At 73.1% G+C, this 21,229-nt stretch carries 17 protein-coding genes; 8 read left to right on the forward strand and 9 right to left on the reverse strand.

Features of this window, described 5'->3' with window-relative positions:
* Positions 1 to 204: 204 nt before the first annotated feature.
* The 4 genes from ABZZ74_RS44725 to ABZZ74_RS44740 form a co-directional block, all read right to left on the reverse strand.
* Complete coding sequence (locus tag ABZZ74_RS44725) at positions 205 to 1,935, reverse strand: hypothetical protein (RefSeq protein WP_356949880.1); 1,731 nt, start codon at positions 1,933 to 1,935, stop codon at positions 205 to 207.
* Positions 1,935 to 2,726, reverse strand: coding sequence for a hypothetical protein (locus ABZZ74_RS44730; protein ID WP_356949881.1), 792 nt, complete (start codon positions 2,724 to 2,726; stop codon positions 1,935 to 1,937). The genes ABZZ74_RS44725 and ABZZ74_RS44730 overlap by 1 nt, the downstream gene beginning before the upstream one ends.
* A gap of 44 nt (positions 2,727 to 2,770) precedes the next feature.
* On the reverse strand, positions 2,771 to 4,117 hold the full coding sequence (locus ABZZ74_RS44735) for a hypothetical protein (RefSeq protein ID WP_356949882.1): 1,347 nt from the start codon (positions 4,115 to 4,117) through the stop codon (positions 2,771 to 2,773).
* 214 nt (positions 4,118 to 4,331) lie between these two features.
* On the reverse strand, positions 4,332 to 4,826 hold the full coding sequence (locus ABZZ74_RS44740; RefSeq protein ID WP_356949883.1) for a hypothetical protein: 495 nt from the start codon (positions 4,824 to 4,826) through the stop codon (positions 4,332 to 4,334).
* Positions 4,827 to 4,973: 147 nt separating this feature from the next.
* On the opposite strand from ABZZ74_RS44740, the gene ABZZ74_RS44745 reads away from it, so the two are divergent.
* Positions 4,974 to 5,474 carry a MarR family transcriptional regulator gene (locus ABZZ74_RS44745; RefSeq protein WP_356949884.1) on the forward strand — a complete coding sequence of 167 codons (501 nt, stop codon included), beginning with the start codon at positions 4,974 to 4,976 and terminating at the stop codon, positions 5,472 to 5,474.
* On the opposite strand, the gene ABZZ74_RS44750 is transcribed toward ABZZ74_RS44745, so the two are convergent.
* The 3 genes from ABZZ74_RS44750 to ABZZ74_RS44760 all read right to left on the reverse strand — a co-directional run bounded on the left by ABZZ74_RS44750 (position 5,449) and on the right by ABZZ74_RS44760 (position 9,557).
* Positions 5,449 to 6,654, reverse strand: a complete 1,206-nt coding sequence (locus ABZZ74_RS44750; protein WP_356949885.1) for a cytochrome P450 — start codon at positions 6,652 to 6,654, stop codon at positions 5,449 to 5,451. The two genes, ABZZ74_RS44745 and ABZZ74_RS44750, sit on opposite strands and share 26 nt — an antisense overlap.
* Before the next feature lie 40 nt (positions 6,655 to 6,694).
* Positions 6,695 to 8,131 (reverse strand): multicopper oxidase domain-containing protein, encoded by a 1,437-nt coding sequence (locus ABZZ74_RS44755; protein WP_356949886.1) that lies wholly within the window; start codon positions 8,129 to 8,131, stop codon positions 6,695 to 6,697.
* 670 nt (positions 8,132 to 8,801) lie between these two features.
* Positions 8,802 to 9,557, reverse strand: coding sequence for an SDR family oxidoreductase (locus ABZZ74_RS44760; RefSeq protein ID WP_356949887.1), 756 nt, complete (start codon positions 9,555 to 9,557; stop codon positions 8,802 to 8,804).
* Between the two features lie 173 nt (positions 9,558 to 9,730).
* Here ABZZ74_RS44760 and ABZZ74_RS44765 point away from each other — a divergent pair, with 173 nt between their 5' ends.
* The 5 genes from ABZZ74_RS44765 to ABZZ74_RS44785 all read left to right on the forward strand — a co-directional run bounded on the left by ABZZ74_RS44765 (position 9,731) and on the right by ABZZ74_RS44785 (position 17,006).
* Positions 9,731 to 10,663: a hypothetical protein gene (locus tag ABZZ74_RS44765; protein ID WP_356949888.1), complete on the forward strand. Its 933-nt coding sequence runs from the start codon at positions 9,731 to 9,733 to the stop codon at positions 10,661 to 10,663.
* Positions 10,664 to 10,728: 65 nt separating this feature from the next.
* Positions 10,729 to 11,184, forward strand: coding sequence for a cobalamin-dependent protein (locus tag ABZZ74_RS44770; protein ID WP_133043067.1), 456 nt, complete (start codon positions 10,729 to 10,731; stop codon positions 11,182 to 11,184).
* Positions 11,181 to 14,810 carry an FAD/NAD(P)-binding protein gene (locus tag ABZZ74_RS44775; protein WP_356949889.1) on the forward strand — a complete coding sequence of 1,210 codons (3,630 nt, stop codon included), beginning with the start codon at positions 11,181 to 11,183 and terminating at the stop codon, positions 14,808 to 14,810. Before ABZZ74_RS44770 ends, ABZZ74_RS44775 begins: the two co-directional genes overlap by 4 nt.
* A 35-nt stretch (positions 14,811 to 14,845) precedes the next feature.
* Positions 14,846 to 16,600: an AMP-binding protein gene (locus ABZZ74_RS44780; RefSeq protein ID WP_356949890.1), complete on the forward strand. Its 1,755-nt coding sequence runs from the start codon at positions 14,846 to 14,848 to the stop codon at positions 16,598 to 16,600.
* Between the two features lie 4 nt (positions 16,601 to 16,604).
* Positions 16,605 to 17,006, forward strand: a complete 402-nt coding sequence (locus tag ABZZ74_RS44785; protein WP_356949891.1) for a cupin domain-containing protein — start codon at positions 16,605 to 16,607, stop codon at positions 17,004 to 17,006.
* A gap of 61 nt (positions 17,007 to 17,067) precedes the next feature.
* On the opposite strand, the gene ABZZ74_RS44790 is transcribed toward ABZZ74_RS44785, so the two are convergent.
* Complete coding sequence (locus tag ABZZ74_RS44790; protein WP_356949892.1) at positions 17,068 to 17,454, reverse strand: antibiotic biosynthesis monooxygenase family protein; 387 nt, start codon at positions 17,452 to 17,454, stop codon at positions 17,068 to 17,070.
* A gap of 17 nt (positions 17,455 to 17,471) precedes the next feature.
* Entirely contained in the window at positions 17,472 to 18,158 is a 687-nt protein-coding gene (locus ABZZ74_RS44795) for an N-acyl homoserine lactonase family protein (protein WP_356949893.1), read from the reverse strand.
* A gap of 131 nt (positions 18,159 to 18,289) precedes the next feature.
* On the opposite strand from ABZZ74_RS44795, the gene ABZZ74_RS44800 reads away from it, so the two are divergent.
* Together ABZZ74_RS44800 and metK are read left to right on the forward strand one after the other, a co-directional pair.
* On the forward strand, positions 18,290 to 20,065 hold the full coding sequence (locus ABZZ74_RS44800; protein ID WP_356949894.1) for an MFS transporter: 1,776 nt from the start codon (positions 18,290 to 18,292) through the stop codon (positions 20,063 to 20,065).
* 184 nt (positions 20,066 to 20,249) lie between these two features.
* The coding region (metK, locus tag ABZZ74_RS44805; RefSeq protein WP_356949895.1) for a methionine adenosyltransferase at positions 20,250 to 21,229 on the forward strand (980 nt) is incomplete at its 3' end.

Consider the following 21,229-nt stretch of genomic DNA (forward strand, 5'->3'; position numbering starts at 1 on the left):
GACGGCCAAGCAGGGCGGCGCAGGCGGAACGCGAAGGACCCGACCACCGGCGGCGGACAGGCCCCTTTTGCCGCGGGCGGGAGTCAGAAGACCACCAGGAACAGGCCACCGTAGCCCCACCCCTGACGGCAAGCACAGCGGCGCAGGTGGAACGCGAAGGACCCGACCACCGGCGGCGGACAGGCCCCTTGTCGCGGGCGGGAGTCAGAAAGCCACGGGGAACAGGCCGCGGTAGTCACCGGTCTTCGCCGCCAGCAGGACGGCGAGGGTGCGGAGCGGGGTGTGGTCGGTGGATCTCCAGTGGGTCGGGGTTTCCGCGCAGCGGTCGCCGTGGCACAGGCCCGCGTGGGTCCAGGCGGTCAGGGCGTCCGTGCGGGGGCGCTCGATCCAGGTGCCGAGTACCGAGGCCTCGAAGGAGGGATCGGCGCCGGCGCGGTAGACCGCCGCAGCGACGCGTGCGGTTCGGGCCGTCTCCATGGCACGGGTGCGCAGGCGCGGGTCGTGGCAGAGGTCGGCCGCGGCCGCGAGCCAGGCCGCCCGTACGAGCGAGCCGCCGGACCGTGCAGACGCCGTACGCAGCGTGGAGCCCGCCGCGCACAGGGCGTGCCGGGCCGGTGTCGAGTCGCGGGCGTCCAGGGTGCTGAGCAACAGACGCGCGTCGTCGGTCGCCTTGACGCCCCGGAGCGTGGGGGCGGGCAGGCGCTTGTCCACGTCATGGGTGGCGGACGGGCCGAGGGCTGCGGCGATCTGACGCAGGTTCACCCGGTCGACCAGTTCCGCCGTGTCGTACGGCGCCGGACGGGCCGCCCGGGGCAGCCACACCTCGCGCACCTGACGGGCGAGCGGTCCGGCGAACTCGGCGACACCGCCGACGGACCGGGCCGCCACCGCGACCGCCGCCGCCGATGCGCTCAGCGCCGACTCCCGGGCCTGCTCGGTCGGCCAGCCGGCCCGCGAGTGGGCGCCCGGCGCCGGAGCACGGACGGCGGAACAGCCCAGCCGCAACGCCCAGTACGTGGCCTGTGGATCGCTCTGTGTGCCACCCGGCAGCGCGATGCCGCCGTCTCGCCGCACTCGCCCGTCACAGGTCGCGGGGTCGAAGCGGGGCAACCGCACGCCGAGCGGACCGGCCGCGTCACGCAGGGCACCCTCGGACGCGAGCCGCACTGGATCGGCGCCCAGTCGGGCCAAGTCCCCCTCGGCAGCCTGTGCGAGTCGAGCCGCCCGCCCGCGATCGACACCGGTCACCCTCAACGCGGCGGCTGTCTGCAGTACGGGCACCACCTGGTCGGGGGCGACATCTGCGTGGCGGGCGGTGGAAAGGTCGGTCAGAGCAAGGGAGTTGGCCGCTCGCACCGGCCCCGGTACCGGCAGGCCGAGGCGGGTCAGGGTTCGTACCGCCAGCGCCGTCGCGCCCGCGTCCGGTGTCCGGGCGGAGGGGGCCGTGCGGTAACTGCCGCCCGTGCGCAGGGACTCCAGGGTGTGGGCCACCTCCGTACGGTCGACCGTGCCGCCCGTCGTGAGCAGGGCGTCCACGGCCAGGTCGATCTGGGCGACCGTGGGGAGGTTGGAGGAGTCGAGACGGCCACGTTCGGCCGCTGTCAGCCATCGCCTCATCCGGCCGGGGTCGACCAGGCGGCGCGGGTCCTGTCCCGAGCGGGCGGCCAGCCGCAGCCGCCACGCGGTCTCGTACAGCGAGAACGGCGTGGCGGTGGCCGAGTCCGCGCCGTCCACGAAGTAGCCGCGCCGCCCGTCCGTGACCCAGGCGTCGCGCAGCAGTTGACGGGTGTCGATGCGCACGGCGGCCGGGGTCACGGCGTCCGGCTCGGGGGTGCCGGCGGGCCCGCACGCGGCGGCGACGGCGGTCAGGGCCGTCCAGCACACCAGCCGTGCCACCGCCGCGTTCAGCCGGGCCGTCAGTCGTGCGACGGGCATCAGCGGTAGGCCCGGTCGCGGCTGGTCACGGTGTAGAAGGACGAGCCGAACTGGAAGGTGCCGGTGACCGAGTGGCTGATGCGGAACACGTTGGAGTAGTCGTCCTGGTTGGGCGGGTAGAACGCGACCTGGTCGTAGGCGTGTTCGCTGTACCAGTTGTTCTGGACGGTGGTGCTCCAGCCGGCCTGCGCCCCGCTGCCGCTGCTCGTCGTCCTGGCACCCTGCGGCGCGCCGACCACCCAGAAGGGCGCGCCGACCGAGCCGACGTCCCAGGTGTCGGTGTGCTGGATGCTGTCGGCGTTGAAGGGCCGTTCGCCCAGCCACGACACGTCGGAGGAGGTGTCGGTGAAGATGGCGTAGTACTCCATGAACGGCACCTTGACGAAGCTCGCGCCGGCCGCCTCGATGCTGCCCTTGCCGCCGGGGACGGTCACCCGCTTGCTCTTGGCGGACGTCAGCCAGGAGTCGCGCACGGGGAAGCCGGTCTGGTCGCCGTGTCCTCCCCCGCCGCCGGTGGAGGTGGGTGTCGGGGTCGGGTCGTTCGTCTGCCGCTCCCGCTCGCGCCGCAGTTCGTGCACGGCGTCGACGAGCGCCTGCTTGTCGTGGGCGGACGGGTCGGCCGTGAGCACCCGCCCGTGCGCGTTCTCCTCGACCACCACGGTGCCGGGCACCGTCGTGTCGGCCGCCGTGGATCCGGTGGCTCCGTGGGTGACGCCCACGCCGACCCCGACCAGTGTCAGGGCCGCGGTGGCGGCGAGCGCCGCCGTGCGCCGGCCGGCTGTGATCCCCATGGTGTGCTTCCCTCTCTGCGTGTGCTGCTGCTCGGGCGGTCGGTTCACGGCTGGTCGCGGTGGACGAAGACGTCCGGCCGGCCGTTGGTGTCCCCGGCCACGAGGTTCGTGGCGTACGAGGTGAACACCACGGCGTCGGCGTGCTGGTCGGCGTCGGGGAAGTAGCTCGCGGCGTCGGCCTGCTGTCCGTCGGTGCCGACGCTCACCCGGCGCAGTGTCGGGCCGGGCAGGTCGGCGACGAAGATGTCGCGTACGTCGTTGGTGTCGCCGGGGACCAGGTCGCCGCCGGCGGAGGCCATCGGGATGTGCTTGCCGTCGCCGCTGATGCTGGCCCAGAAGGTGCCGCCGGGCGCGGGCACGCCGTCGGCGCCCTTGTCGATGAGCTGCAGGGTGTTGTCGTCCAGGTCCTGCAGGTAGATGTGGTTGGCGCCGGTGGCGGGGCTGTCCGCGGTGAGGTTGGTGGCGTGCGAGTTCAGGACGACGTAGCGGTTGTCGTCGCTGATGGTGCCGCCGATGGTGATCTGGTCGGACTGGACGCCGGCCGTCGAGACGCTCAGCCGGGTGGTGCGGCCGGTCGCGGTGTCGTGCAGGAACTCGTCGACCTTCTTGTTGGTGTCGTCGGCCACCAGGTTGGTGGCGTTGGAGAAGAAGGTGACGTACCGGCCGTCGGCGCTGATCTGGGTGCCGTCGCTGGCCGCGTTGCCGGAGGTGCCGTCGGAGGCGGCGCTGGTGCGGACGACCTTGCCGCTGTTCATGTCGCGGACCACGGTGTCCCAGGTGCCCGAGGGGGTGCCCGGAACCAGGTTGGTCGCGGCGGTGGCGAAGGCCACGTACCGGCCGTCGGCGGAGAGCGTCGGGCGCATGCTGTCGCCGTTGCCGGGGGTGCCGTCGGCGGCGGCCGAGGCCAGCACGGTCGCGCCGGTGCGCAGGTCGGTGCGGTAGATGTGGGAGCGGCCGTCGCGGACCCCGCGGACGAGGTTGGTGGAGTCGGCGGAGTAGACCGCGTAGCGGCCGTCGGCGCTGATGATCGGGTCGATGCCGGTGCAGCCGTCGGACTCGGTGCCGTCCCAGCCGCGGTCGACACGGACGGTGGTGCCGCGGTCGAGGTCGCGCAGGAAGACGTCGGTGCAGTCGTTGCGGTCGCCGCGCACGAGGTTGCTCGCGTGCGAGGTGAACACGACCAGACGGCCGTCGGCGCTGATGGAGGCCCGCTCGCTGGGCCCGTTGGCCGGGCGGCCGCCGAGGCCGACGCTGACCAGGACGGTCGTACCGCCGTCACCGGTGGCCCCGGTGGCGGGGCCCGGTGCGGCGGCCACCGCCACGAGTGCGAGCGCGGCGACCGGCAGCGCCCCCCGGATGGCCCGCGCGGGAGCCGTTCGGTCCTTTCTCATACTGCCCTCCTCGTGCCCTGCGCCCGGCGGCGCACGGTCGCGGAGAGGGTCACACCCGGGCCTCGTGCGGTGCTCCAATGGACCTCGAACCGGCCAACTGGCGTGATCGGCGCGGCCGTTCGGCGGCCGGGGAAGCACACAGCCACCCGGGCGGCGGGGGAATGATGCCCGGGTGGCTGTGGGTTCGGGGGGCGCGGGGAGGCGCCGTGGGCGGCTACTTGGCGGTGGCCCTCGCGGGGGCGGGGGTCGGGGCGCCGAGGTGGTCGGACAGGGCGCCGAGGACGCCGGTCAGGACCCGCTCCAGACGGGATTCGACGCCGATCTCGGCGACCTTGCGGCCCAGCCGCCCGGAGCCCGGTACGAGGTTGTGGACGCTCAGCACCACCCGGCTCGCACCGCCCGCCGGCTCGACGGTGTAGGTGCCGCCGAACCAGGTCTGCACGGTGACCGCCCCGGCCGCGCGGTCCACGGTCAGCTCCAGGTAGTCGGCGCCGGAGTCGCCGAAGCGGCCGACGAACTTCTCGGGGCCGCCCTCCAGGGTCACCGCCCCGCTCTCCCGGGTGTGGTCGCCGGCCAGCACCAGCGCGTTGCCGTCGACGCCGGCCTCACCCTCGCGCACGGTCAGCAGGGCCTCGGCCACGTGCTCCACGGGAGCCTCGACGATTCCCTCGACGCGCCACTTGGCCTGCTCAGCCGCAGATGTGTTCATGACTACCCCTCAAGGCTAAACTAATTCCATGCGTGGGACTTCTCGGAGTCTCGGACATCTCGATCGATCGAGCATTTCTGATCATCGAACATCTCGACTCATCGAATATCTCGATCTGTCGAAATACTTTCCTCCTGGAGGTGGTCCATGTCAACCCGGCCCAGTCGTCGCAGGACCCAGCTGATGGCGGCGATCGAGGACGCGGTGCGGGACAACGGCGGGCGCGGGCAGTTGCTCCACCAGGCGATCGCCGAGCGGTTCGGGCTGAACCCAACCGACATGAAGTGCGTCGACCTGGCCCGCAGCGAGGAGCGACTGACGGCCGGCCGGCTCGCCGAGATCACCGGCATGAGCACGTCGGCGACCACGGCCGTGCTGGACCGGATGGAGAAGGCCGGCTTCATCGAACGGGTCCGCGACCCGCACGACCGGCGCAAGGTCATCGTGGTCTCCACCGGCCGCCGCGAGCAGGAGTTGTCCGCAGCGTTCGCCCCGCTCAAGGACGTCATGACGGCCGTCCTGGAGTCGTACGACGACGAACAACTGGAGCTCATCGCGGAGTTCGTCGGACGGGTCAACGACCTGCTGCGCGATCTGACGCACCAGCTGCCCGGGGCGCCGCTCACCACGCCACCGGCAGGGCGTTGACGCCCCGGATCATCCCGGTCCCCCAGCTCAGCTCCCGCTCGGCGACGGCCAGCCGCAGGGCGGGGAAGCGGCGCACCAGGGCGTCGAGTGCCACCTGCAGCTCCACCCGGGCCAGGGGCGCCCCGAGACAGCGGTGGATGCCGTGCCCGAAGGCGATGTGCCGGTTCTCCGGACGCCCGAGGTCGAGGACGTCGGGGTCCTCGAAGGCCCCGGCGTCCCGGTTGGCCGACGCGGTGGACGGGATCACCGCCTCGCCCGGCCGGACCACCGTGGCGCCGATCTTGACCTCCTGGGTGGCGATCCTGATGGTGCCGCCGCTCACCGGCCCCGGGGTCCAGCGCAGCAGTTCCTCCACGGCCTCGGCCGGGAACGGGCCGCCGCGCAGCGGGTCCAGCTGTCCCGGGTGGCGCAGCAGCGCGAGCACCGAGTTGGCCAGGGAGTTGGCGACCGTGTGGTAGCCGGCCGTGATGAGCGTGGCGGCGACGGTGACCAGTTCCGCGGGGCGCAGCCGGTCCTCGTCTCGGGCCGCGATCAGGGTGCCGAGCAGGTCGTCGCCCGGGGTCTGCTGCTTCTCCTGCTTCTCCGCGATCAGGTGCCGCAGATAGTCGGCGAGCCGCTCCCGGGCGCCGGTGACCGCGCCGGCCGCGTGCGGGGCGAGGGTCAGGGCCGCGTCCGTCCACTCCTTGAAGGACTCCCGGTCCTCGTCCGGCACGCCCAGCAGTTCGCAGATGGTGATGATGGGCAGCGGGCGGGCCAGATGCTCCACCAGGTCGACGGGCGGCCCGATCTCCGCCATGTCGTCCAGCAGCCGCTCGGCGGTACGGGCGATCCGCGGCCGTAACCGCTCGGCCTGACGGCCGGTGAAGGCGGGGGCCAGCAGCCGGCGCAGCCGGGTGTGGTCGGGCGGGTCCATCGCCATGATGGAGTCCGGTTCGGGGCGTGCCGGGCCGAGCCGCGGCGCGTCGGGTCGGGTGGTGGCCGCGCGGCTGAGGCGGGGGTCGTTGAGCACGGCGCGGACGTCCTCGTACCGGGTCACGAGCCAGGCCCGGTCCCCGGTGGGCAGGTCGGCACGGGCCACCGGGCAGCTCTCCCGCAGCAGTCGCCACTCGGCCGGCGGATCGAACAGGCGGCTGGTCTCGAACGGGAAGCGCAGGCCCTCGTCCGGGATGTCGTCGGACAAGACGGTCCTCCAGGATGCTCGATGAGGCGCGGCGGGCCGTTCAGTCGACGACTTCCATCTGGCCCATCATTCCCATGGTCATGTGGCCCAGCAGATGGCAGTGGTACATGAACTTGCCCGTGTAGTCGGTGAACTTGAGCTTGAAGCGGACGGTCCTGCCCGGCATGACCGTGACGGTGTCCTTCAGGCCCGCCTCGCCGGCCGCGGGGGCCGTGCCGTCGCGGTCCACCACCTGGAAGTGCTCCAGGTGGGTGTGCATCGAGTGCGGGATGCCGAACCTGGTGTCGGTGTTGGTGACGGTCCAGATCTCCGTGGTGCCGAGTCGGGGCCGGAGGTCGACGCGCTCAGGGTCGAACGGCTTGCCGTTGATGAGGTGTTGTCCGGTGGCGACGTCGAAGGACATCACGAAGGTCCGCTCGACGGTGGGGGTGCCGAGGTCGGGCACCGGGCGCAGCCGGTCGGGAACGCTGGAGGGGTCTTCCGCGGTGCGCACCACGTCGAAGCGCATGACCTCCGGGGCCTCGCCGGGGAATGCGAGCTTGTTGCCGAGGACGATCTTCGAGCCGACGGGGTAGCGGGAGAAGTCGATGACGACCTCCTGCCGTTCGGCCGGCCATATCTCCAGCACCCGGGCGGAGACCGGGGCGGGCAGCAGGCCGCCGTCGGAGGCGATGTGGGTCATCTCGTCGCCCTCGCCCAACTGCAGCAGGAACGCCCGCTCGTTGGAGGTGTTGGTCAGGCGGATGCGGTACTTGCGGGCGGCGACCTCGAAGTACGGGCGCGGGGTGCCGTTGACCAGGAGGGTGGGCCGGTCGCGGAAGCCGTCCATGGCGTACACCAGTGAGCCGTCGGCGGCGAACTTGGCGTCCCGCAGGTACAGGGGGACGTCGTACCGGCCCTTGGGCAGGGGCAGCCGCTCCTCGAACTCGTCGGTCAGGAGGTAGCCGGCCACCGTGCCGCGGTAGATGTTCTCGGTGTGCGCCTCCAGCGAGTGGTCGTGCAGCCACAGGGTCGAGGCGCGCTGCTCGTTGGGGTAGAAGAAGACGCGGCTGCCGCCGGGGCGCACCTCCTCGGCGGGGTGTCCGTCGTAGCGGGCCGGGACGTGGCCGCCGTGCAGGTGCATGGAGAACGGCACGTCGAGGGCGTTGGTCTGCTCGATGAACACCGGGCGGCCGCGGGTGGCCCTGATGACCGGGGCGACCTCGCCGTTGAACAGCCGCATCCGCGTGGTGGTCCCCGGCAGCACGGTGACATCGGCCTCTGTCGGGCTGAGCCGATAGACGTCGTACCACCCCTTGGACCGCCCGCGCCCCTGCCGGACCGGACTCAGCACCCGGGCGGGCCTGAGCGGGACGCCGAAGGGCTCGTCGGCCGCCGCAGCGCCGGATCCCTCGGCCAGGGCGATGCCGGAGGCGGAGCCGGCCGCCAGCACACCGGTGGCGGCGCCCGCCTTGATCAGTTGCCTGCGCGTCAGCACGTGCACTCTCCTTCGTCACCTCGTTCCGGCGCCGCTCGGGACCGGCAGCGCACATTCAGCCGCAGGGGGCTAGGCGCCCGCTTGAGCGGCGGTACACCGGAGGGCGCTTCAGGTACGCCGGGGCGGGGCGGGCACGCACGGTGGTCAGCCGGGATCGGCTGGGTGGCCGATCCAGACGCGTCTCACATCGGGTGGTGGATACGCGGGAGGGGGGCCGATGGGTGTGCCCGAATGGCGTGCGGTGCGGCGCAGCCGGAGGCGGCGGGCGCGTCTCCCGTCCGGCGATGTCCTGCCGGGACCGACGGCCACGATCGGCCTGAGCCCGCGCCGGCACACCCCGACCGGCACACGCCCATCCCCCAGCCACGCCGTCCGCGCGGGCCCACGCCGGCACACCCGAGCCGCCAGCGCACGCCCTACCCCCCAGCCGCCCGGGACGGCGAATGCCGCCGCGCCTCGCGCCGGGCGGTAACCCTCCGAGCCGGGCCATACCGCCGTACCTCACGCCGCGGAGCCGTCGGAGGGCGGCGCATGACACCGCCCCCCGTACCCCACGCCGGCACACCCGGGCCGCCAGCGCACGCCCTCCCCCCCAGCCGCCCGGGACGGCGGATGCCGCCGCGCCTCGCGCCGGGCGGTAACCCTCCGGGCCGGCCCATACCGCCGTACCTCACGCCGTGCGGTGGACCTTGTGTTGGGCTGACTGGGCTCGGGGGCGGACGACGATCAGGTCGATGTTGACGTGGGTGGGGCGGGTGACGGTCCAGGTGACGGTGTCGGCTATGTCCTCGGCCGTGAGGGGGGCCTCGATGCCCCGGTAGACCGCGGCCGCCGCGTCCTCGTCGCCGCGGAAGCGGTTGAGGGCGAACTCCTCGGTGCGCACGATGCCGGGTGCGATCTCGATCACCCGGACCGGCTCGCCGCACAGTTCCAACCGCAGCGTGGCCGCGAGCGCGTGCGCCCCGTGTTTGGCGGCCGCGTAGCCACCGCCGCCCTCGTAGGCGACATGGCCCGCGGTGGAGGACAGCACCACGACCGTGCCGTCGCCGCTCGCCACGAGCGCGGGCAGCAGGGCCTGGGTGACGTGCAGGACGCCGAGGACGTTCACCTCGTACATCGCCGACCAGTCGGCGGGGTCGGCGACGGCCACGTACTCGGTGCCCAGCGCGCCGCCCGCGTTGTTCACCAGCACGTCGACCCGGTCCAGGCCGTCGGCGAAGGCCCGTACGGCGTCGCGGTCGGTGACGTCGAGGGCGTGTACGGAACACCGGCCGCCGTCCGCCTCGATCCGCGCGGCGACCTCGTCGAGGCGGTCCTTGCGGCGGGCGGCCAGCACCACCCCGTACCCGGCGGACGCGAGCCGACGGGCGGTCGCGGCACCGATCCCGCTCCCCGCTCCGGTGACGACGGCGGTGGCTGTGCCCATACGGCTCACGGGGCTTACGGGGCATACGGGGCTTGTGCGGCTCATGGGGGTACCTCCAGGGACTCCGCGGACCGGACCCCCACACCGTGCCGCCCCCCTCTCGATACGCCCTGAAGTCACCCTTGAGCCGGTCTACGGAGCATGCCGGGCCTCGGAGCAAAGAGGAGGAACCGGTGATGCAAGCGAACGTCAGCGACGGGTCGGCGAGGCTCGGGCGCCGTGGAGTGCTGTTCGGAATGGCCTCGGGCGCGGTCGCGCTGCTGCCCACGCCCGCGCTCGCCCAGCAGGGCTCGCGCGGCCGGCGTACCGGGCAGGTCGTGGAGGCGGTGGCCGCGCCCGACGCACTGACCCTCAGCACGGATTCGGTGACCGCGGGCGCCGTGACCCTGCGCGCCACCACCCCCGACCAGAAGCAGCAGCACCCGCTCGGGCTGGTCAGGCTGCGGCCCGGCGTGCCCCTGGTGGACTTCCTGACCCACTACCGGCAGGCCGCCACCGCCACCGACCCGGCCGAGCGCCGCACCGGCCTCGCCCTCATCGACAGCGAGGCCCGCTACTTCGGCGGACCGGCGGTCAGCGCGGTGGGCGGCCCGGTCGAGACGAGCTGGATCCTCGCGCCCGGCACCTACCACCTGCTCGACTACACCACCGTCGACCCCGCCCACCCCGAGCGCGTGCGCACCCTCACCGTGACCGGCACCCGCCCGCAGGGCCGCCTCCCGGTCACCGCGCACACCATCGCCCCGTACGACGACGGCGACCAGGGCCGCTACCTCACCGCCCCCACCCTGCCCGCCGACGGCACCTTCCAGGTCGTCAACCACACCGCCCAGCTCAACGAGGTGATGTTCCTGCGCACCACCCCGGGCGCCACCGAGGCGGACGTCACCGCCTGCATGGAGGCGCTGCGCAAGGGCCAGCAGCCGCCGGTGTACCCCTTCGTCGGCGTGCCCGTCGGACTCACACCGCTGCAGCCCGGCGCCTCCGCGGTCTTCTCCCTCGCCCTGCAGCCCGGCGGCTACCTCCTCACCTCCTTCATCAGCAACCGGCAGACGCTCGTCAAGCGCGCCTTCGAGGGCATGTGGCAGCTGGTCACGCTCCGCTGACCCGCCGTCGCCCCTCCCCCACGAGAGCCATCAGCCAGTCCTACGCGAGAGAGAGATGAGCAACTATGAGGACGGTGGCCCCACGAGACGGGCGACGGCGCGTCCTGCTGTCCACGGTCTCCTCGGACGCCCACACCTGGAACCTGGTCTTCCTGCAGCTGCTGCTCGAGGAGATGGGCCACGAGGTCGTCAATCTCGGGCCGTGCGTACCCGACCGGCTGCTGCTCGACTCCATGCGCCGCGTCCGGCCCGACCTGCTGGTGGTCAGCACCGTCAACGGCCACGGCCGCCTCGACGGGGCACGGGTGATCCGCAAGCTGCGCGCCGACCCGGTCGCCGGTGACGTCCCCGCCGTCATCGGCGGCAAGCTGGGCATCGACGGCGACGAGGGCACCGCGGCCGCCCGGGCCCTGGTCGACGCCGGTTTCGACGCGGTGTTCACCGACACCGCGGACGCCTCGTCGATCGGCCGGCTCCTCGGCGCGCTGCCGCAGCGGGCCGCGGAGGGCAGGGCGGTATGACGGAGCAGTCTGTGCGCGGCCGTTCCCCCGCCGACCTGGGCGACCAGGTGCGCCGGGCGGCGGACGCGGGCCGTCTCGTCGTACAGCCCCGGATGGGGATGGCCGCCCCGGACGCGATGGCCGCGGGGCTGCGGGCGGTGTGCTCGCTGCCGTTCCCGACCGTGGGCACCCTCACGCTGGACAGCTACACCCGGGTCGGCGACCACGACCACGCGCGGGCGGCGCTGGCCGCGGGCGACCCGCTCAACGGCTTCCCTCTCGTGGCGCACGGCCCGCGGGTCGCCGCCGAGGTCGCGCGGGCGGCCGGGGAGCGGTCGGTGCAGGTGCGGCACGGTTCCGCGCTGCCGCGGGACATCTTCCGCACGATGGTGCGCGCCGGGCTGTCCGCGAGCGAGGGCGGCCCGGTGTCGTACTGCCTGCCCTACGGCCGCACCCCGCTCGCCGAGTCGGTCGCCAACTGGCGTGCGGCGACGGCGGAGTTCGCCGGGCTGAGCCGGGAGCGAGGGCTGCGCGCGCATCTGGAGACCTTCGGCGGCTGTCTGCTCGGCCAGCTCTGCCCGCCCTCCCTGCTGGTGGCGACGAGCCTGCTGGAGGCCCTGTTCTTCGTGCAGCAGGGCACGCCCAGCGTCTCGCTGAGCTACGCCCAGCAGACCGACGCCCGGCAGGACGTGGAGGCGCTGACCGCGCTGCGGATGCTCGCGGACGCCTGGCTGCCGGGTCATGTCGACCGGCATCTGGTGCTCTACACGTACATGGGTGTCTTCCCGGGCAGTCCGCGGGGCGCCCGGCTGCTGATGGACCGCAGCGCGGAGCTCGCGGTGCGCGGCGGCGCCCAGCGGCTCGTGGTGAAGACCCCGGCGGAGGCGCTGCGGCTGCCGACCGTCGCGGAGAACATCGCCTCGCTCAGGTCGGCCGACCGTGCCGCCGAACGGGCCCGGGCGGACAGCCGGATCCCGTGGGCGCACGAGGTGGACCCCGGTGAGGTGCTGGCCGAAGCCGGGGCGCTGGTCGAGGCGACGCTGGAGCTGCACGAGGACGTGGGCACCGCGCTGACCCGCGCCTTCGCCGCCGGGATCCTGGACGTGCCGTTCTGTCTGCACGAGGACAACCGGGGGCTGACCCAGGCGGCGGTCGACGGGGAGGGCCGGCTGCGCTGGACGAGGACCGGGCGGATGCCGCTGCCGCGCCGGGTGGGCGCGTCCCCGGCTCCGGTGACGGCGGGACGGCTGCTGCAGATGCTGCGCTACACCGCCGACCGGCACGATCTGCTCGCTCTGGATGCGGCCCCGGAGTCCGGCTCGGCCGGGTTCCCCGAGCCGCTGCCCGGGGACGCACCGCCCGAGCCGTACCGGATCGCGGTCGTGGGCACCGGGCCGCGCGGCATCTCCGTGCTGGAACGGCTGGCGGCCCGCCTCGCCGAGCGGCCCGCGCCGCGTCCCGTCGAGGTGTACGCGATTGACGCCGTGGAGGTGGGGCCGGGCCGTATCTGGCGTACGGACCAGCCGCGTTGGTCGATGATGAACACGGTCTGCGGCGAGGTCACCATCTTCTCCGGGCTCCCCGACTCCGGTCCCGCCCGGGCGGGCGCCGGGCCCTCGCTGTACGAGTGGTGGCGCGTCGTGGAGCCTGACCGGGCGGCCCCCGACGTGTGCGCGCCGCGCGGGCTGTACGGCCAGTACCTCGCCTATGCCCTGGACCGGATCGAGCAGACGCTGCCGCCGGACACGCTCAGGCTGCGGCGGTTGCGCCGGTACGTCGAGACGGTCGTTCGCGAGCCGGACGGACGGTATCTGCTCTCGCTCGGCGGCGGGGAGCAGCTGCGTGCCGACCGGGTGGTGCTGACGACCGGTCACCCGCTGCCCGAACTCCGGCCCGAGCAGCGCGCGTTGGCGGACTTCGCGGCGGCACGGCCCGGGTTGCGGTACGTGCGGGGCGACTCGGCGGTCGACATGCCACTGGGCGACGTCCCACCCGGCAGCACCGTGGGCGTCATCGGCCTCGGCCTGTCCTTCTACGACGTGCTGGCCGCCCTCACCACCGGGCGCGGCGGCCGGTTCGTGCCGGGCGACGGGGGCGGACTGCGGTACGTGCCCTGCGGCCGGGAGCCGGTGGTGGTGGCCGGGTCCCGCAGCGGGGTGCCGCTGCTCGCCCGGGGCCGCAACCAGAAGGGACCCCGGCACACCTACCGACCGCTGCTGTTCACCCGGGAACGGATCCGCGCCCTGCGCCGCCGCGGCCCCCTCGACTTCCGCGCCGACGTCCTGCCATGGCTGCTGGCCGAGGTGGAACTGGTCCGCTGCGCAACGGCACTGCAACGGGCCTACGGCCCCGACATCGCCGAACGCTTCCGCCACGAGGCGGTGGAGGCGGTACGCGCGTGGGGAGACGGCCGGGAAGCGGTGCGCGCGACGGGCGGCGACGCACGAGGAGTACGCGCAACGGGCGGCGCCCCAAAGGCACTCCACACGCCGGGCACTGAGCCGCAGACAGGTCGCACCACCGGCGCCGACCCACAGACAGTCCGCGCAGCCGGCGGTGAGCCGCAGGCAGCCCGCACCACCGGTGACGGCCTGCAGGCAGTGTGCGAGCCAGGCGATGGCCAGCGGACAGTCCTTGCAGCGGGTGACGGCCCACAGGCACTCCGCACACCGGGCGCTGAGCCGCACGCAAGCCGCACCACCGGCGACGCCCCACAGGCAGTGTGCGCGCCGGTCCGTGAGCCGCAGGACGTGGTGGTGCGGGCGGCGGCCCGTTGTGGGCTGCGTGGGTGGCGGGCGGTGGATCTGGAGGAGTGGGCCTGGCCGTTTCGTGGGCGGCGGTTCGCGAGTCCCGAGGCATTCGAGACGGAGTTGGCCGCCTTGTTGCGCCGGGATCTGGAACTGGCCGCCGAGGGGAACGCCGAGGGGCCGGTGAAGGCGTGTCTCGACACCATCCGGGACGTGCGCGGAGTGCTGCGCACCGCGGTGGACTTCTCGGGGCTCGCGCCCGACTCGCACCGCGAGGACTTCCTGTCGGACTTCGTGCCGATGGTGTCCAGGCTGACCACCGGTCCGCCCATGGTGCGCCTGGAGCAGCTGCTGGCGCTCCTGGACGCCGGGCTGCTGCGCGTCGCCGGGCCGGACGCCCGGTTCGGCGCCGACGAGGACACCGGCCGGTTCTTCGTGGAGTCCCCGCATGTCGCGGGCAGCCGCAGCGCGCTGGACGTGCTGATCGACGCCCGCATCCCGGAACCCGACCTGCGCCGGGCCCACGGCGACCTGACCGCCCGGCTGCGCGACCAGGGGTTGCTCACGCCGTACGTCAACCGGGGCCCGGACGGCAGGGAGTTCGCCACCGGCGGTGTCACGGTCACGGCCTCGCCGTTCCATCCGGTCCGCGCCGAAGGACGCCCCGAGACCGGCATGTACGTGCTGGGCATCCCGAGCGAGTTCACCCGCTGGTTCACCCAGGTCGGCAGCGGACGTCCGGGCGTGTGGGGGGAGTTCACGGCCGACGCCGACGCGATAGCCGAGGACGCGCTGACCGGGGCGCACACCACCCCCGACCACCCGGAACTGACCGGAGTCGTCCTGAGCCCCCGCTGGCGCACGGCACTGACCACGACTGACGACGAGGGAGAACGATGATGTCGACGTCACGGGAATCATCAGGGTTCGCCACGTTGTCGACCACGGCGCCGGATCCCGCCCGCCACACCCCCGCCCACCGTGAATTCCGCGCCGCCCGCGACCTGTTGCTCCGCCACCGCACCGAGCCCGACGCCGCCGTTGCCCGCTTCCGCTGGCCGCGGCCCGTGTACTTCAACTGGGCGTTGGAGTGGTTCGACGTGGTCGCGGAGGGAAACGACGCGCCCGCGCTGGAGCTGGTCGGGCGGGACGGGAGCGTGCGTGGGGTGTCGTACGCCGAGCTGTCCCGGCGCTCGGACGCGGTGGCCGTGTGGCTGGCCCGGCTGGGGGTGGCCCGCGGTGACCGGCTGATGGTGGTGCTCGGTACGCAGGTGGAGCTGTGGGAGGTGCTGCTGGCGGCGCTGAAACTGGGGGCCGTGGTGGTGCCCAGCCACCCGGACCTGACCCCGGACCAGGCCGCCGACCGGGTCGGCCGCGGGCGCCTCGCGCATCTGGTGTGCCGGTCCGCGTCGACCGACGCCTTCGCGTCCGTGACCGTCCCCGGCATACGGGTCGCGGTGCCAGGACCCGACGGGCGCGTACCCAGGGGCTGGACGGACTACGGCGACAGTCACGCGGTCGGCGAGCCCTTCGTACCCGACGGCCCCACTCCCGCCGACGACGTGGCCTTCTGCTACTTCACCTCCGGCACCACCTCCACGCCCAAGCTGGTCGCCCACACCCACCTCAGCTATCCGGCCGGCCACCTCTCCAGCCTCTACTGGAACGGCCTGCTGCCCGGCGACCGGCACGTCAACGTCTCCTCCCCTGGCTGGGCCAAGCACTCCTGGAGCAGCCTGTTCGTGCCGTGGAACGCCGAGGCCACGATCGTCGCGCTGCCCGAGGGCCCGGTGGACCCGGCGGGGCTGCCCCGGCTGCTGGACCGGCTCGCGGCGGACAGCTTCTGCGCCCCGCCGAGCACCTGGCAGGCCCTGCGCCCCCATCTCGGCTCGGCCACACCCCGGTTGCGGGAGGCGACGAGCGCCGGGGAGCCCCTGCCGACGGACCTCGCCGAGGCCGTACGGAACGCCTGGGGTGTCGTCGTACGCGACGGGTACGGCCAGACCGAGACGACGGCGCTGATCGGCACCCCGCCCGGCACCACTCCCCGGCCCGGACTGCTGGGCCGCCCGCTGCCCGGCTACCGCATCACCCTGCGCGACCCGGACACCGGCGAGCGACACGAGCAAGTGGGCGAGATCTGCGTCGAGTTGGCGCCCGGGGGCGATGAGGGGGGCACGGACGGCGGGCGGCCGGTCGGTGTGATGGCCGGCTATCCGGACGATCCCGAGCGCACCGAACGGGCCCTGGGGCGCGACTGGTACGCCACCGGCGACCTCGGCGAACGCGACGCCGACGGCTGGATCCGGGTCCTGGGCCGGCGCGATGACGTGTTCAAGTCCCATGGCCACCGCGTCTCCCCGTACGAGGCGGAGGCCGCGCTGCGTGCCCACCCGGCGGTGGCGGACGTGGCGGTGGTGCCGGTGCCCGACGAGACGGCCGGTCTGCTGCCGCTCGCCGTCGTCGTCCCGGCCCCCGGCCGTACGGCTGATCCGGCGCTCGCCGCAGAACTGCTGGCCCACGCCGAGCGCACCCTCTCCCCCGTCGGCCGCCCCGAGCAGTTGTGCTTCGCCGACCGGCTGCCCCGCACCACCTCCGGCAAGGTCCAGCGGCGTGCGGTGCGCGGGCAATCGGCGCAGTACGGAACGCCGTACCGATCCACCATCATCACTACGCCGCCAAGGAGTTGACGTCATGTCAGTACAGCGGGCCACGGCCGCCGTTCCCCTGGTCGTCGAGGGGCTCGACCGGCCCGAGGAACTTCTCGGGAAGCTCAAGTTCACACCGCTGACCGCGGACGGGCGGGTCGGTGTCGAGGTCTTCCCGCTCTACACCACCGAGCAGACCGGCCCGACGGGCCCCGCGGCCTCGCTGGTGCGCTACCACCCGGGCGCGGCCGCCACCCCGCACCGGCACACCAGTTACGAGATCATCCTCGTGCTCGACGGCGAGCTGATCACCGAGGACGGACGGCACCCCAAGAACTCCCTGCTGGTCATGGCCCCCGGCAGCGTGCACGCCCCGCGCACCGAGCAGGGCGCGCTGATGCTGGTGGTGTGGGAGGCGCCGGTGGAGCCGGCGGAACCCGTGGAGTGACCGGCAGCGCGCACGCGGAGGGCCGCCGCACCGCATCGGTGTCGGCGGCCCTCCGCGTGGTTCAGGCGCCCCGGACCTCCTCGGACGCGATGCCGTAGACGGCGTAGTGCCGGCCGCGCGAGCGGTCCTGGTACGGCCGCAGCGCCGACGGGTTGTCCTTGTGGTCCGGGCCGAACTGCCAGGTCCGGTACGCCTCCAGGCTCTCCCACTCGCCGTGCAGCACGAACTCGTCGGGCCGGTCCACGTCCCGCAGCAGCTCGCTGCGCAGCAGACCCGGGATGGCGCCGGGACGCACCCAGCTGATCTCCCGGTACGCCTCCTCCAGCGGCTCGGTCCCTTCCTCGGGGGCCCGCAGATAGATGACCACGCGGATGCGCTCGGTGCTCTTCGTCTCAGCGCTCTTCGCCTCGGCACTCTTCGCCTCGGTGCTCTTCGCCTCGGTACTCATCGGCTCAGCCCCTGTCCTCAGTCGTAGTACTCGGGTGCGATCCGCAGCGTCCGCCACTGCTCGGCGTCGTGGCCGTGCACGATCAGGGCGTTCTCGGCGCGGGCCAGCTCCACCAACCGGCGGGTGGAGGCGCGCAGTTCCTTCTCGTCCAGGTCGAAGGGGAGGACGGGGCGCTTGTCGGCGTCCAGGGCCGCGCTGACCGGGATCGCGTCCACGGCCAGCAGCACGGGCCCGGTGTGCGCCAGGCGAACCAGCACGGACTGGTGGCCCGGCACATGGCCGCCGGAGGCGATCAGCTCGACACCGGGCAGGAGTTCGGTGTCGCCCTCGACCGTGCGGTAGCGCAGGCCCGGCACGTCCCACAGCGGACGGGAGGCCTCCAGCCGCGGCACGGTGCCCGAGCGGGCCAGGTCGAGGTGCTCGCGCTGGATCACGAACTCGGCGCCGGGAAAAGCGGAATGACCGCCGACGTGGTCGGGGTCGAGATGGGAGCAGACGACGGTGTCGACGTCCTCGGGTCGTACGCCGAGGCGGGACAGCGTCGCCACCACGTCCTCGCCCTCGGCGACCTGGACGGGCCCGCCGCCCGGCGCCGCCCCGGTGTCGACCAGCACCGTACGCCCGTCGTCGGTGCGGATCAGATAGCCGGGCACCGGCGCCTGGAGCCCCGGGATGGTGCCCAGCCTCAGCAAGTACAGCCTCATGTCTGCGCGTTCCCTTCCGGCGCGGCGGGTTGCCGCTGCCGCCCGGCATGGTGGGCGCGCGCGCTCGAGCGGCGCTCAAGCGGAGGCGATCACACTCGGCGCAAGCGCGCCGTCGGACAGAGGAGAGCCCCGTGACGCACGCAGCAGACGAGACGTACCTGGCAGGGGAGGGAGAGCCGGACCCGCAGCGGTGGCGCGCCGCCGCAGTGATCCTCGTGGCCATCGCCCTCGACCTGATCGACACCACGATCGTGAACGTGGCACTGCCCGTGCTGCAGACCGACCTGGGCGCCGGAAAGGCGGCGCTCCAGTGGGTGGCCGCCGCGTACACGCTCACCTTCGCCCTCAGCCTGATCACCGTCGGCCGCGTCGGCGACATGCTCGGCCGCAAGAGGATGATCTCCATCGGCATCGTCGTGTTCGTGGCCGCCTCGCTGCTGTGCGGCGCGGCGCAGAGCACGGAGATGCTCATCGCCTCCCGGGTGCTGCAGGGCCTGGGCGGCGCCATCGTGATGACCCAGGGACTGTCCGTCTTCCAGGTCAGCTTCCCGCCCAAGGAACGCGCCGCCGTCTTCGGCATGTTCGGCGCCCTGTCCGGTGTCGCCGCGATGCTCGGCCCGGTGCTGGGCGGCGTGCTCGTCAACGCCGACCTTTTCGGCTGGTCGTGGCGCCCGATCTTCCTGGTGAACGTGCCGGTCGGCCTGTTCGCCCTGATCGGGGTCAACCTGTACGTGCGCGAGTCGCGTTCGCCCAACGTCAAGCACCTGGACCTGGTAGGTGTCGCCCTGGTGACGCTGGCCCTGTTGTCGCTGCTGTACCCGCTGGTGCAGGGCGAGCAGGACGGCTGGCCCACCTGGTCGTTCGTCGCCATGGGCTGCTCGGTGCCGCTGTTCGTGATCTTCGGTCTGTACGAGCGGCGCAAGGCGTCCCGGGACGGCTCCGCGCTGGTGGAGCCGAGCCTGTTCAAGGAGCGGTCGTTCGTGGCCGGTCTGCTGGTGATGCTGAGCTTCTTCGCCATCATCTCGGGCCTGTTCTTCCCGTTCACCCTGTATCTGCAGGTGGGTCTCGGGTTCTCGCCGCTGGCGGCGGGTCTCGCCACCGTGCCCTTCTCCTTCGGCGCGATGATCACCTCGTCGTTCTCGGCGGTCCTGGCGATCAAGATGGGCCGCAAGGTGCTCAGCATCGGCATGGTGATCATGGGTGTCGGCATGGTCGCCCTGATCTGGACGATCGACCACTTCGGTTCCGCCACCGGCGGCTGGGACCTGGCGCCGGCGCTCGCCGTGCTCGGTCTCGGTCTCGGCTTCGTCATCTCGCCGGTGGTCGACATCGTGCTGGGCGGGGTCCCGGTGGAGCACGCCGGCTCCGGCTCCGGGGTGCTGAGCACCGCCGACCAGCTCGGTGCCGCCGCGGGTGTCGCCGTCATCGGCGTGCTGTTCTTCAACCTGCTGGCGGGACAGGCGGTTCCCGGCGCGAACACGGCACTTCCCGACCTGCGCAAGGAGCTCACCGCGGCCGGGGTCGCCGCGCCGGCCCAGGACACCATCGCGGCCAACTTCCGCGCCTGCGCGAAGGAGAGCGGCAAGAACGAGGACGCCGGTGCCCCGCCCGCCGTCTGCCGGCGGATCGCCCCGGCCGGGGCGGTGCCCGCCGGCCAGGAGCAGCGCGTCGGCAAGGCGCTCGCCAAGGCCTCGGACAAGGCCCGCAAGGAGGGCTACGCCAAGGCCACGAGCCATGTGCTGTGGTACGAGGTCGGCGTCATCGGCCTCGGCTTCCTGCTCACCTTCATGCTGCCCAAGTACGCCCGCAAGCCCGAGTGGGAGCAGGGCGAGGAGGGCGGTGAGGAGACACCTCAGAGCGACGGCTCGGACCCGGCGCCCCGGGCGCACACCGCCGACCGCGCCTGACCCGGCCACGGGGAGACCGACGCCCGGAGGACCGGACCGGGCGTCCGGGGCCGCCGTACGCGCACACCCGCGTACGGCGGCCTCGCCGTGCGCCGGGCTGTAGAGCCCTTCGAGCCGCTCTGCAGAACCCGGCGCCACGCTGGCCGCGCAACCGCGGTCCGGCTGTCGTCCCCCTGGAGGGTCCGTGTCCCGTCGTCTGTTCACCTCGGAGTCCGTGACCGAGGGTCACCCCGACAAGATCGCTGACCAGATCAGCGACACCGTTCTCGACGCGCTGCTGCGCGAGGACCCGGCCTCCCGGGTCGCCGTCGAGACGCTGATCACCACCGGCCTGGTGCACGTGGCCGGCGAGGTCACCACCCGGGCCTATGCGCCCATCGCCCAGCTGGTCCGCGACCGGATCACCGAGATCGGCTACGACTCCTCGGCCAAGGGCTTCGACGGCGCTTCCTGCGGGGTGTCGGTGTCGATCGGCGCGCAGTCGCCGGACATCGCCCAGGGCGTGGACACCGGCGGCGCGGGCGACCAGGGGCTCATGTTCGGTTACGCGACCGACGAGACGCCCACCCTGATGCCGCTGCCGATCTCCCTGGCACACCGCCTGTCCAGGCGCCTGTCGTCGGTCCGCAAGGACGGCACGGTCCCCTATCTGCGCCCCGACGGGAAGACACAGGTCACCATCGAGTACGACGGCGACAAGGCGGTCCGCCTCGACACGGTCGTCGTCTCCTCGCAGCACGCGAGCGACATCGACCTCGGCTCACTGCTCACCCCGGACGTCCGGGAGCACGTGGTGGATCACGTCCTCGCGGAACTGGCCACCGAGGGCCTGAAGTTGGACACCGAGAACTACCGTCTCCTGGTCAACCCGACCGGCCGCTTCGAGATCGGCGGCCCGATGGGCGACGCGGGCCTGACCGGCCGGAAGATCATCATCGACACGTACGGCGGCATGGCCCGGCACGGTGGCGGCGCCTTCTCCGGCAAGGACCCGTCCAAGGTGGACCGTTCGGCGGCGTACGCGATGCGCTGGGTGGCCAAGAACGTCGTCGCAGCGGGTCTCGCCTCACGCTGCGAGGTGCAGGTCGCGTACGCGATCGGCAAGGCCGAGCCGGTGGGTCTGTTCGTGGAGACCTTCGGCACCGCCAAGATCGACCACGAGAA

It is taken from the genome of Streptomyces sp. NPDC006476, assembly GCF_040612015.1.
In the GTDB taxonomy this organism is placed as follows: Bacteria; Actinomycetota; Actinomycetes; order Streptomycetales; family Streptomycetaceae; genus Streptomyces; species Streptomyces griseorubiginosus_B.